The sequence below is a fragment of the Pseudomonas anguilliseptica genome (assembly GCF_021375795.1).
Lineage (GTDB): Bacteria > Pseudomonadota > Gammaproteobacteria > Pseudomonadales > Pseudomonadaceae > Aquipseudomonas > Aquipseudomonas anguilliseptica_A.
Genome location: NZ_JAEIOI010000008.1, coordinates 33,768 through 46,287 on the forward strand (window position 1 = coordinate 33,768; position 12,520 = coordinate 46,287).

7 protein-coding genes and 1 other RNA gene are annotated in these 12,520 nt (G+C 62.0%); 6 read left to right on the plus strand and 2 right to left on the minus strand.

What is annotated here, in order from left to right; translation table 11 throughout:
- Window position 1 precedes the first annotated feature (1 nt).
- Window positions 2–1,471 carry an ATP-binding protein gene (locus IOD17_RS18720; protein WP_233686538.1) on the plus strand — a complete coding sequence of 490 codons (1,470 nt, stop codon included), beginning with the start codon at window positions 2–4 and terminating at the stop codon, window positions 1,469–1,471.
- Here the strand turns inward: IOD17_RS18720 and IOD17_RS18725 are convergent.
- Window positions 1,468–2,238, minus strand: coding sequence for an FCD domain-containing protein (locus IOD17_RS18725; RefSeq protein WP_233686539.1), 771 nt, complete (start codon window positions 2,236–2,238; stop codon window positions 1,468–1,470). The two genes, IOD17_RS18720 and IOD17_RS18725, sit on opposite strands and share 4 nt — an antisense overlap.
- Window positions 2,239–2,564: 326 nt before the next feature.
- Between IOD17_RS18725 and IOD17_RS18730 the strand changes: the two genes are divergently transcribed.
- The 4 genes from IOD17_RS18730 (at window position 2,565) to IOD17_RS18745 (ending at window position 8,642) form a co-directional block, all read left to right on the plus strand.
- Entirely contained in the window at window positions 2,565–4,259 is a 1,695-nt protein-coding gene (locus IOD17_RS18730) for an L-lactate permease (protein WP_233686540.1), read from the plus strand.
- A gap of 78 nt (window positions 4,260–4,337) precedes the next feature.
- Window positions 4,338–5,492 carry an FMN-dependent L-lactate dehydrogenase LldD gene (gene lldD, locus IOD17_RS18735; RefSeq protein WP_233686541.1) on the plus strand — a complete coding sequence of 385 codons (1,155 nt, stop codon included), beginning with the start codon at window positions 4,338–4,340 and terminating at the stop codon, window positions 5,490–5,492.
- Window positions 5,493–5,517: 25 nt separating this feature from the next.
- On the plus strand, window positions 5,518–8,325 hold the full coding sequence (locus IOD17_RS18740) for an FAD-binding and (Fe-S)-binding domain-containing protein (RefSeq protein ID WP_233686542.1): 2,808 nt from the start codon (window positions 5,518–5,520) through the stop codon (window positions 8,323–8,325).
- 71 nt (window positions 8,326–8,396) lie between these two features.
- Entirely contained in the window at window positions 8,397–8,642 is a 246-nt protein-coding gene (locus IOD17_RS18745; protein WP_233686543.1) for a hypothetical protein, read from the plus strand.
- A 54-nt stretch (window positions 8,643–8,696) separates the two neighbouring features.
- Here IOD17_RS18745 and IOD17_RS18750 read toward each other — a convergent pair whose 3' ends face one another.
- Window positions 8,697–11,612 carry an ATP-binding protein gene (locus IOD17_RS18750; RefSeq protein ID WP_233686544.1) on the minus strand — a complete coding sequence of 972 codons (2,916 nt, stop codon included), beginning with the start codon at window positions 11,610–11,612 and terminating at the stop codon, window positions 8,697–8,699.
- A 143-nt stretch (window positions 11,613–11,755) separates the two neighbouring features.
- On the opposite strand from IOD17_RS18750, the gene ssrA reads away from it, so the two are divergent.
- Window positions 11,756–12,147, plus strand: a transfer-messenger RNA (tmRNA) gene (gene ssrA / locus IOD17_RS18755).
- Window positions 12,148–12,520: the final 373 nt, after the last annotated feature.

The following is a 12,520-nucleotide window of genomic DNA, read 5'->3' on the forward strand; positions in this document are numbered from 1 at the left end:
CATGCCGAAGTTGTTGCGCTCGATCCGCGCACGTTTGCTGGTCCTGCTGCTGTCACTGTTGAGCGTCACCCTGGGGCTGATCAGCCACAAGATCTACAGCGATGCCAGCCATGAAGTGGAAGAGCTGTTCGACGCCCAACTGGCGCAAACCTCCCGGGTGCTGATGGGCCTGGTTCGTCACGAGTTGTCCGCCGACTCGCGCCGCGACCTGCAAGCGGCGCTGGATGAAGCCCTGCTGCTGAAGAACAGCCCGCGCAGCCTCGACGGCCTGCTGGGGCACAGCTACGAAAGCAAGCTGGCCTTCCAGATGCTCAATGACAACGGTGAGCTGGTGTTCCAGTCCGCCAGTGCGCCCAAAGGCCTGCTGATGGAAATGATCAGCCAGCTTGGCCTCAGCCTGCCGGCCGGCGAGCAACCGTTAAACGAGCGCCTCAACCGTCTGGCCAAATACCTCAGTGGCTATCACACCCTGACCCTGGGTGAGCACCGCTGGCGGGTATTTGTGCTGCACGACAACGTCGACCATCACTGGGTACTGGTGGGCGAACGCGAAGATGTACGCGGCGAGCTGTCCGGCAAGATTGCCCGACGCAGCCTGCAACCGCTGCTGATCGGCCTGCCGCTGCTGGCATTGCTGCTCTGGCTGGCGGTGGGGTTTGGCTTGCAGCCCCTGCAACGCATGGCCGAGTCGATCCGCGGCCGCGCACCGGACAACCTTGCACCGCTGATTTTCGGCCCGCTGCCGCAGGAGCTGGAGCCCATGGGCGCTTCGCTCAATCGCCTGCTGATGCAGGTCAACCAGCTGCTGGATCAGGAAAAGCGCTTTATCGCCGATGCCGCCCACGAGCTGCGCACGCCGCTGGCAGTACTGCGCATCCACGCCCAGAACGCCCTGGAAGCCCCCGACCCGCAGGACCGCAACGATGCCCTGCGCCAGCTCGGCACAGGCGTCGAACGCGCCACCCGGGTAGTGGCTCAATTGCTGACGCTGGCCCGCCTGGACCCCAATGTGGTGCAACTGGCGATGGGCGAACTGGACCTGCTCGGTTTTGTGCGCAACGAGCTGGCAGAACTGATCCCGCTGGCCCTGGCGCGTCATCAGGAACTCGACCTGGATGCTCTGGAGCCGGCGGATTATCAGCTGATCGCCGATGGCCCAAGCCTCGGCACATTGCTGCAGAACCTGATCAGCAATGCCGTGCAATACACCCCCGACAGTGGCCGTATCCGGGTGCAGCTGGACGCCCAGGCAGACGCCATTATCCTGCGCGTACAGGACAGCGGCCCGGGCGTAGCCGAAGCGCAGCGGGAAAAACTCTTCGAACGCTTCTATCGCCTCGGCGCGGGTCAAGGCGCCGGCCTTGGCCTGTCCATCGTGCGCCGGGTAGTGGAGCTGCACCGTGGCAGCATCAGCCTCGGTGACTCACCGCTGGGCGGTTTGGAAGTCGCTGTGCGTCTGCCCAGACGCTAACGCGTGCTACCGCGGCGTTGTGCCCGCTCTTCACGGCGGGCCTGCTGCTGCACTTCGGCGAGCACTTCCTGCACGTAGTCGATATGCCGGTTGGAGAGCGCGCGGGCGTCCTCGGCGCGGCCTTCGATAATCGCCTGGTACAGCGTGCGGTGCTGCTCGATCAGCATGTCGCGGGTTTCATCACGCTGGGCGTACATGCCGCCGATATTGGTCACCACATTACGCTTGAGCAGGTCGAACAGCCCACGAATGGTGTGCAACAGCACAGCGTTGTGGCTGGCTTCGGCAATCGCCAGGTGGAAGTTGGCATCGGCGGCGCCCTCTTCGGCACGGGTCACCTTGCCGCTGCGGCTGTAACAGTCCTGCAGCGCCGCGAAGGCGTCGGTCAGGCGCTGGCGATCCAGCTCGGTGGCGCGCTGCGCAGCATAAAAAGCACAGGAGCCCTCGAGGGTGTGGCGAAACTCCAGCAGGTCGCGCTGCGCGTCGGGGTTGCGTTCCAGCAGGTGCAACAGCGGGTCACTGAAGGTCGAGCCCAGGCTCTCCGCCACATAGTTGCCGCCACCGTGCCGGCTGACCAGCAAGCCCTTGGCCGCCAGCTTCTGGATCGCTTCACGCAGCGACGGCCGGGAGACACCGAATTGCTCGGCCAGCACCCGCTCGGCGGGCAAGCGCTCACCGGCCTTGAGCGTGCCTTCGAGAATCATGGTTTCCAGTTGGCTGACGATATCGTCCGACAAACGGCGCTGGCGCACCGATCCCACTTCCATATCCCGCACTCCACTGGTTTGACCACCTGCCATGGGCCTTTGCGGCCCGCTGCCGGCAAGCCTATCGCCGCTGGTCCGGCCTCGCAAGACGCACCCTTACGACCAAAGTCGTAAGGCAGCTAATTGACAGTTCGACGGCCGCACTTTTACCCTGACCGCGCAGTCTTGTAAATTGGTATTACCAATTAACCACACTAAAACAATTCCAAGAATCCTACGAGGTCTCCCCCATGCCGGCTCTATTGCTTCTATCCGCCGCAGCGCTTCAGCCCGATGCGTACCCGCATTCACCCATGCGCACCGCGCAGCGTTAAGGAGAGACCACTATGTCGACAGGTCTTCTTGCCCTACTGGCGTTTTCGCCCATCCTGCTCGCCGCCATTCTGCTGATCGGCCTGCGCTGGCCAGCCAAACATGCCATGCCCCTGGTCTACCTGCTCACCGCCGGCGTCGCGCTGTTCGCCTGGGACATGAGCTTCAACCGCGTGCTGGCCTCCACCGTGCAGGGGTTGCTGATCACCCTCGGCCTGCTGTGGATCATCTTCGGCGCGATTCTGCTGCTTAACACCCTCAAGCATTCCGGCGGCATCACCGCAATTCGCGCCGGCTTTGCCACCATCAGCCCGGATCGGCGCATCCAGGCGATCATCATCGCCTGGCTGTTTGGCTGCTTTATCGAGGGTGCGTCCGGCTTCGGCACGCCTGCGGCCATCGCCGCGCCGCTGCTGGTGGCCATCGGTTTCCCGGCCATGGCGGCGGTGATGCTCGGCATGCTGGTGCAAAGCACGCCGGTGTCCTTCGGCGCGGTGGGCACGCCGATCATCGTCGGAGTCAACACCGGCCTGGACTCGGCCACCATCGGCGCACAGCTGGTTGAGCAGGGTTCGTCCTGGGCGCAGTTTCTGCAGTTGATCACCAGTGAAGTGGCGATCATTCACGCCGTTGTCGGCACCGTGATGCCGCTGGTGATGGTGCTGATGCTGACCCGTTTCTTCGGTGCCGAGAAAAGCTGGAAAGCCGGCTTTGAAGTGCTGCCATTCGCGATTTTCGCCGGCCTGGCCTTTACCGTGCCTTACGTACTGACCGGGGTGTTCCTTGGCCCTGAGTTCCCATCACTGGGTGGTGGTCTGATTGGCCTGGCAATTGTCACCAGCGCTGCACGTGTGGGTTTTCTGCTGCCAAAAACCACCTGGGATTTCGCCCCGGCGGACAAATGGCCGAGCGAGTGGCTAGGCTCCGTGGAGATGAAACTCGACGACCTGACCGCCAAACCGATGAGTGCCCTGCGCGCCTGGCTGCCCTATGTGCTGGTTGGCATGCTGCTGGTGATCAGCCGGGTATTCCCTGAAGTGAGCGCGGCGCTGAAAAGTGTGGCGCTGAAATTTCCCGACCTGCTGGGTGAGGCGGGGATTGGTGCCAGCTTCGATCCACTGTACCTGCCGGGCGGGATTCTGGTCACTGTGGTCATCGCCACCTTCTTCTTCCACGGCATGAAACTGCGCGAGCTGGGTACTGCGGTAAAAGAATCGTCCAGCGTGTTGCTCAGTGCCGGCTTCGTGTTGCTGTTTACCGTGCCGATGGTGCGCATCCTGATCAACTCCGGGGTCAATGCTGCCGAGCTGTCGAGCATGCCGATCCTGATGGCGCGCTGGGTGGCCGACAGCGTGGGCGGTATCTATCCGCTGCTGGCACCGAGCGTGGGTGCCCTGGGCGCTTTCATTGCCGGCTCCAACACCGTCAGCAATATGATGTTCAGCCAGTTCCAGTTCGGCGTGGCCAGCAGCCTGGGGATCTCCAGCGCGCTGATCGTGGCGGTGCAGGCGATCGGCGCTGCCGCCGGCAATATGGTGGCGATCCACAACGTTGTCGCCGCCTCGGCTACCGTGGGCCTGCTGGGCCGTGAAGGCAGCATCCTGCGCAAGACCGTCTGGCCTACCCTGTACTACGTGCTGTTTACCGGCCTGATCGCATTGTTCGCGGTGTATGTGCTGGGCGTCAGCGACCCGCTGATGGCGAGTTGATACACGCCGCACTGCGCGCTGCCGGAGCGGCGCGCAGTGACGTTTCGCTACAACCCTTTTTCCTGCTTGGGTGATTCCATGATCATTTCTGCCTCCACCGACTACCGCGCCGCCGCCCAGCGCCGGCTGCCGCCGTTTCTGTTTCACTACATCGACGGCGGCGCTTACGCCGAGCACACCCTCAAGCGCAACGTCGCCGACCTGGCGGACATTGCCCTGCGCCAGCGCGTGCTGCGCAATATGTCGGAACTGAGCCTGGAAACCCGCCTGTTCAATGAAACCCTGAGCATGCCGGTGGCCCTGGCCCCGGTCGGTCTGACCGGCATGTACGCCCGTCGTGGTGAAGTACAGGCCGCCAAGGCCGCTGCCGCCAAGGGCATTCCCTTTACCCTGTCGACCGTTTCGGTGTGCCCGATTGAAGAGGTCGCGCCAGCCATCGACCGGCCGATGTGGTTTCAGCTGTATGTGCTGAAAGATCGTGGTTTTATGAAAAACGCTCTGGAACGCGCCAAGGCCGCCGGCGTCACCACCCTGGTGTTCACCGTCGATATGCCGGTGCCCGGCGCCCGTTACCGCGATGCCCACTCCGGCATGAGCGGCCCGAATGCGCCCGTGCGGCGCATGCTGCAAGCCATGACCCACCCGCGCTGGGCCTGGGATGTCGGCCTGCTCGGCAAACCCCATGACCTCGGCAATATCTCCGCTTACCGGGGCAACCCCACGGGCCTGGCCGACTATATCGGCTGGCTGGGCAACAACTTTGATCCCTCGATCAGCTGGAAGGACCTGGAGTGGATTCGTGAGTTCTGGGACGGCCCGATGGTGATCAAAGGCATCCTCGATCCTCAGGATGCCAAGGACGCCGTGAGCTTCGGTGCCGACGGCATCGTCGTCTCCAACCACGGCGGCCGCCAACTCGATGGTGTGATGTCCAGCGCCCGCGCGATGCCGGCAATTGCCGATGCGGTAAAAGGCCAGTTGGCCATTCTTGCCGACTCTGGCATCCGTACCGGCCTGGACGTGGTACGCATGATCGCCCTCGGCGCGGACACGGTGATGCTCGGCCGCGCCTTTATCTACGCCCTGGCCGCCGACGGTGGCGCAGGCGTGAGCAACCTGCTGGAGCTGATCGAGAAGGAAATGTGCGTGGCCATGGTGCTGACCGGTGCCAAGTCGATCAGCGAGATCAATGCCGATTCATTGGTGCGCGAACTGCACCACGCTGCGTCCTGACGCTGCCTCTAACTTCGGAGCCTGCATGAGCCTGCCCAGCGCATTTCTCACCGCCGTCGAACGCCTGATCCCTGCCGAGCGGCGCTTCGACGACCCGCTGTCGACCCTGGCCTTTGGCACCGATGCCAGCTTCTACCGGTTAACCCCCAAACTGGTGGTACGCGTCGAGGCAGAATTAGAGGTGGTCGACCTGCTCAAACTGGCCAGCGCGCATCAGGTGCCGGTGACCTTCCGCGCCGCCGGCACCAGCCTATCCGGCCAGGCCATCAGCGACTCGGTGCTGATCGTGCTCGGCGATAACTGGAACGGTCGGGAAATCCGCGACCAGGGCAGCCAGATCCGCCTGCAACCGGGGGTGATCGGTGCCCAGGCGAATGCCGTACTGACGCCCTTTCAGCGCAAGATCGGCCCTGACCCGGCGTCGATCAACGCCTGCAAAATCGGCGGCATCGTCGCCAACAACGCCAGCGGCATGTGCTGCGGCACGGCACAAAACAGCTACCACACCCTGGCCGGCATCCGTCTGGTGCTGGCCGACGGCACGGTGCTGGATACTGAAGACCCGCTTAGCGTCACGCGCTTCTTTTCCACTCATGCGAACCTGCTGACGCAACTGAACGAGCTGGGCAAACAGACCCGTGCCAACAGCGCACTGGCGGCAAAGATCCGCCACAAATACCGGCTGAAAAACACCACCGGCCTGTCGCTTAACGCCCTGGTGGATTTCGACCAGCCGCTGGATATCCTCAGCCACCTGCTGGTGGGCTCCGAAGGCACCCTCGGTTTTATCAGCGCGGTGACCTACAACACCGTGCCCGATCACCCGCACAAGGCCAGCGCCCTGCTGGTGTTCCCCGATGTAGAGAGTTGCTGCCGCGCGGTGACGCTGCTCAAGCAGCAGCCGGTATCCGCCGTTGAACTGCTCGACCGCCGCAGCCTGCGCTCGGTGCAGAACAAGCCCGGCATGCCGGAATGGGTCAAAGGTCTGTCCGACAGCGCCTGTGCACTGCTGATTGAATCGCGCGCCGCCAGCCAAAGCCTGTTGCACGAGCAGCTGCAGCTGATCATGGCCTCCATCGCCGACTTCCCCCTGGAAAAGCAGGTGGATTTCAGCGAAGACCCGAGCGTTTACAACCTGCTGTGGAAGATCCGTAAAGACACCTTCCCCGCCGTCGGCGCGGTGCGTCAGACCGGCACCACGGTAATCATCGAGGACGTCACTTTCCCCATCGAACAGCTCGCCGAAGGCGTCAACCGCCTGCTCGCGCTATTCGATAAACACGGTTACGACGAAGCGATCATTTTCGGCCACGCCCTGGAAGGCAACCTGCACTTCGTCTTCACCCAGGGTTTTGACAGCGAGGCGGAAAAGACCCGCTACAAAGCCTTTATGCAGGACGTCGCGCAACTGGTGGCGGTGGAGTTCGGCGGCTCGCTCAAGGCCGAGCACGGCACCGGACGCAATATGGCTCCCTTCGTTGAGCTGGAATGGGGCACTGACGCCTACCAGCTGATGTGGCAAATCAAGCGCCTGCTCGATCCCCAGGGCATCCTCAACCCTGACGTGATTCTTTCCGAAGATCGCGACATTCACCTGAAGAACCTCAAGCCACTGCCGGCTGCCGACGCGATCGTCGACAAGTGCATCGAGTGCGGTTTCTGTGAGCCGGTGTGCCCGTCGAAAGGGCTGACCCTGAGCCCACGCCAGCGCATCGTGATCTGGCGTGATATCCAGGCCAAGAAACGCGCCGGCATCGACACCCGTGAGCTGGAAGCGGCCTATCAGTACCAGGGCGTCGATACCTGCGCCGCCACCGGCCTGTGTGCCCAGCGTTGCCCGGTGGGCATCAACACCGGCGACCTGGTGCGCCAACTACGCGCCCGCGACGCCAACAGCCCGCGCAGCGCCGACTGGCTGGCGAATAATTTCCACCGTGCCCTGCAAGGCGCGCGGCTGATGCTGCATGTGGCCAACGGCGCACGCATGATCATGGGCGCGCCCCTGTTTAGCCGCACCTCGGCGGTGCTGAGCAAGGCCAGCCAGGGCCGCGTGCCGCAGTGGACGCCAGCGATGCCGCAAGCGGTACAGCGCCTGCAAGTGCCTGCCGTAATAGCGGATGCCCGACCACGGGTGGTCTATCTGGCCGCCTGTGTATCCCGCGCCATGGGCCCGGCGGCCGGTGACAGCGAACAAATGCCGCTACTCGATAAGACCCGCGCGCTGCTGGAAAAAGGCGGCTTTCAGGTGGTGTTCCCGGCGGAGCTGGACAACCTCTGCTGTGGCCAGCCATTTGCCTCCAAGGGTTATGCCGAACAAGCCGAGCGCAAGAAGCAGGAGCTGATCGGCGCCCTGCTCAAGGCCAGCCGTGGTGGCCTCGACCCGATCTACTGCGACACCAGCCCTTGCACCCTGCGGCTGCTGCAGGATGGCTTGGACGCCCGGCTGAAACTGCACGATCCGGTGAAATTTATCCGCGAACATCTGCTCGACCACCTGCATATCACCCCGCAGAACAAGCCCGTGGCGGTGCATGTCACCTGCAGCACCCAGCATCTTGGGGAGGCGCAGGGCCTGATCGATATCGTTAGGCGCTGCACCTCAGAGGTGGTAATTCCCGAAGGCATTCACTGCTGCGGCTTTGCCGGCGACAAGGGCTTTACTACGCCCGAGCTGAACGATCACGCCCTGCGCAGCCTGAAGTCCGCCGTGCAATATTGCGAGGAAGGCATCAGCACCAGCCGCACCTGCGAAATCGGCCTGAGCCAGCATGGCGGTATCGATTATCACGGGCTGGTCTATCTGCTGGATCGGGTCAGCCACGCCAGGCCTTGAGTGACCAACGGCCCGGTCGCCGAGCGAGGGCTTTCTATACTGAAAGCCCTACCTATCGCTGGAGCCTTGTCATGCGCCGTCTTGCCACGTTCCTTGCAACCGCACTCCTCAGCACTTCGCTCTGGGCCATGCACTGCCCGGCGGATATGGCCAAAATCGATAATCTGCTGAAAAACGACCCGCCGAGCGACGCCACGGTACTCGCGCAAGTGCAGCAGCTACGCGCCGAAGGCGAAGCTTTGCACAAGGCCGGTAACCACGGTGAGTCGGCCAAGGTCCTGGGTGAGGCCCTGAAGCTGCTCGAAGCCAGCGAGTAATGTGCGCGGGTAACACGGGCCATATGCCTTCAGCCAAATAGCTGAAGGCGTTGCTTAAAGCGCCTGCCCCAGCAGGCTCAGCGCTACACGGCGCACCTGCGCCAGGTCGATCGGCTTGGCCAGGCAGGCTTGCGCACCACGCCGGCGCGCCTCACTGAATATTTCCTCATCGGCGGCGGCGCTGATCACCAGCACCGGTACAGCCTGCAACCGTGGGTTCTGGCGCATGGCATCAAGCACACGCAATCCATCGCCATCAGGCAGGTCCAGATCCAGCAGCAGCAAGGTCGGCGTGCAGCGCTCCAGCTCGGCCAAAGCGCGCTGGATCGAGCCAGCACCACGCACCTCGGCAAATTCGCGCAACGCCTCCTGCACCACCTTCAGACAAGCTGGGTGATCTTCCACGCAGAGCACTTCAGCCAGCTGTTTGGGCTGCGCTGCAAGCGGCTCGGCATCCGGCGTACTGACAGCACTCGGTGCGGCCGCACCCGGCAGATCAACCCAGAAACGGCTGCCCGTGCCAAGCGCGCTGCTAAAACCCATTTCCCCGGCCATCAGACTGGCCAGCTCCCGGCAAAGCACCAGGCCAATCCCGGTACCGGGAATGCTGGAGTTCTCCCGGCCCAGGCGCTGGAACGGCTGGAACAACCCTGCCTGCTGCTCAAGGCTGAGCCCCGCGCCATTGTCTTCAACCCACAGCCGCACGCAATCCGAACGTACTTCGAAACCCATCCGGATCAGCCCCTGCGGGCTGTTGTACTTGATGGCATTGGACAGCAGGTTAAGCAGCACCTGGCGTACCCGGCGCGGGTCTGCCTGCACATACAGCCCCGCATTCGGCTCGGCCAGTACCTGCAACTGTAATTGCCGCTGCTGCACATCCGGCAGCACCAGCTCAGCGCAACCATGCAGCAGCGCACCGACTTCCACCGGTTGCAACTTGAGCTGCTGGCGGCGGCTCTCGATGCTCGACAGGTCAAGAATGTCATCGACCAGAGAGGTCAGGTGGCGGCTGGCATTGACGATCTCGCGGGCGTAATCGGCTTCCTGCTTGGCATCGGGCTTGTCCTGGGCCTCCAGCTCGATCAGTTGGCCAAAGCCATAAATCGCATTCAGCGGCGTGCGCAGCTCATGGCTCATACTCGAGAGGAAACGACTCTTGGCCTGACTGGCGGCCTGGGCCTCCAGGCTTGCGCGGCGCAGGTCTTCCTGCACCTGCTTGAGACGGGTGATATCCACATGCGTGCCGGCCGCGCGCAAGGCACGTCCGTCAGCATCACGTTCCAATACCTTGCCGCGGCTGAGCAGCCACACATAATCACCCTGCGCATCGGCGTAGCGGTACTCGGCCTCGAAACGGTCCTCACCGCTGCTGGCAAACAGTTGGCGCAAATGACGGATGCGCTCCAGATCATTGGGGTGCACGCGCTGATTGAACTCGCTGAAGGTCATGCACGGCTGCGTCAGCCCGAAGCGTTTGAGGAAACGCTCGCTGAGGCTGATGCTCATGCTTTGCGCTTCAACCTCCCAAAGGCTTTCAGTGGTGCTTTCCAGCACCAGTTGGAGAATCCGCTGTGCCTCAACCCGCTGCACTTCGCTGGCCTGCAACTGCTCACCGGTCTGCTGCACGGCCGTGGCCATACTCATCAGCTCATCAATCTGGCTGTTTGGCGTTGCTGGCTGATAATTGCCCTGACCCAGCTCGCGCATCATCCCGACAATGCCATCAATGGGCCGTACCAGCTGCTCGCTCAGTTGCCGCGAACGCAGCCACATCAGGGCGAAAAACAGCAGGTAGAACAGCGCCAGACCTAGGATCAGCAAATAACCGATGTGCAGGTAACGCTCGGCCAGGCGGTTGGTCTCGCTGAAGATATTGGCTTCATCCACCACCAACAGCAGTTGCCAGCCAGTCTGCGGAATCTCGCTCCAGGCAATCAGCTGCTTGCGCCCACCGAGCATGACTTCCTGCACATTGCCCTGCCCAGCCGCCATGGCCTCCAGTAGCGGTTGCATGCCGGCACGCTTGGCCAGATTGAAGTCCTCAGGCTTGAGCACTTCACGACGCACGGCCTCGGCATAGGAATATTCCGTCAGCTCGCGCAGGCCGAAATCCTCTTCACCCGCATGAGGCAGAGCCATGATGTTGTGATCGCGGCTGACCAGCATGGCGTAACCATGCCAGGGCACATCCAGCTCACCGATCTCGCCAAGCATCTGCCCCACGGTGATATCCAGACCGACTACCCCTTCGAGGAAGTCACCGCGATACACCGGTGCCACCGCCGACATCATCCAGCCCATGCCCGCCGGATCAAGGTAAACATCGGTCCAGGCCACCTTGCGCTCGGGGTTGTGCTTGGCGTCGGCCAGGTAATAGAAGTTGTAATCCGGTATCACCATGTCATGGGGATACTGCTCAGGCGTCATGAAAAACGGGTAGATGCGGTTATAGCTGTCCCAACTGTTGAAATAGGCTGACGCCACCCGCGGGTTGGCTGCCTGGATTGAGCGCATCAACGGATCGAGCTGCGAAAGACGCAGCGCCTTGGCGTGATCCTGCTTTGCCACGGGCGTACTGTTGGCATAAAAGGACGCTGCACGACCATCGTCGCTGCGGGTATAGAACACCCCGTTATCCGTCAGCGCATGACGCTGGCGCTCCAGCTCATCAGGCTGGAAGCGCTGATTGAGCAGGGCATTCAGCGCCGCATCGCGGAAAATCTGCACCTGCGCTTCCACCGAACGCAAACGCCCGTCGATCACCTGGCCCTCACGCTTCACCGCGGCCGACAGATCCTCCAGCGCGCTCTCCTGCAAATGCTTGATCTGTGCATCGCGGATGGCGGCGTTGCTCAGCAGATACACCGTGATCAACACCGACTCGACCAGAATCAGCGGGATCAGGGCGCTCTGCACAAACGCGCGCCAGATCCATTGACGCAGGGGATATCGCGGTGCACGCGGCATACGGCAATCTCATTCAGAACAGTCGGTTATGCAGGTGGCAATCATAGCCGGCAACGCCCCAAAGCGTCCGCAGACAAATGCCGGGTCGACGCTGTGGAACCTTTGGCGTAAACTCGCGTCCCAGTACCAGCAGCAAAAGCTTTGGGGTCGATTAGGATTCGACGCCGGTAGCGAAGCTCGAGGTGCATGCCGACTTGGTAACAGAAGTCGTAAATCCACTGTTGCAACTTTCTATAGTTGCCAATGACGAAAACTACGAGGGCTACGCTCTCGCTGCGTAAGCGGCGCGACTAGTCCTTCTGGTAGCTTCGGCTCCAGCGATCACTAGGGGATGCCTGTAAACCTGAAGTGATTGTCATGCAGAACAGGATCGCCGCGTAGTACGTTGTGGACGAAGTGGCTAAAACTTACACAACTCGTCCAAAGCACCCTGCCCGTCGGGCGGCTGCGGATTAACTCAATAGACACGGCTAAGCATGTAGTACCGACAGTGGAGAACTGGCGGACGGGGGTTCAAATCCCCCCGACTCCACCAAACAAGGCCCGGAAACACTGGGCCGCAGTAGAAAAGGTTGCTGAAAGTTGCTGTGGATTAAGGCTGTTTAAGCCCCGGTTCAGCGACTTTTCAGCAACCTTTTTTATTTGCCCCTTCCAAGCCCGTCCTGGGCACGACAAAACATCTCAAGTTTGACTTGCGTGAAGAGCATCACGAAAATCCCGACCTCATAAAATTAACAAGGATGTAGATATGGGCATTGCGAGTCGTATCAAGTGGGTAGTGAATAGGCCCCGCTTCCCTAGAGACCTCCGAGCCTCATAATTGAGGCCCATTAGGAGGTGCCATGAGCAACCAGCGTTACCCCGAAGAATTCAAGATCGAAGCGGTCAAGCAAGTGACCGAGCGCGAC

Excerpts from the sequence above, each read along its gene's own strand:
- IOD17_RS18720 (WP_233686538.1), top strand. The coding sequence starts at position 2 with ATGCCGAAGTTGTTGCGCTCGATCCGCGCACGTTTGCTGGTCCTGCTG.
- IOD17_RS18725 (WP_233686539.1), bottom strand. The coding sequence starts at position 2,238 with ATGGAAGTGGGATCGGTGCGCCAGCGCCGTTTGTCGGACGATATCGTC.
- IOD17_RS18730 (WP_233686540.1), top strand. The coding sequence starts at position 2,565 with ATGTCGACAGGTCTTCTTGCCCTACTGGCGTTTTCGCCCATCCTGCTC.
- lldD (WP_233686541.1), top strand. The coding sequence starts at position 4,338 with ATGATCATTTCTGCCTCCACCGACTACCGCGCCGCCGCCCAGCGCCGG.
- IOD17_RS18740 (WP_233686542.1), top strand. The coding sequence starts at position 5,518 with ATGAGCCTGCCCAGCGCATTTCTCACCGCCGTCGAACGCCTGATCCCT.
- IOD17_RS18745 (WP_233686543.1), top strand. The coding sequence starts at position 8,397 with ATGCGCCGTCTTGCCACGTTCCTTGCAACCGCACTCCTCAGCACTTCG.
- IOD17_RS18750 (WP_233686544.1), bottom strand. The coding sequence starts at position 11,612 with ATGCCGCGTGCACCGCGATATCCCCTGCGTCAATGGATCTGGCGCGCG.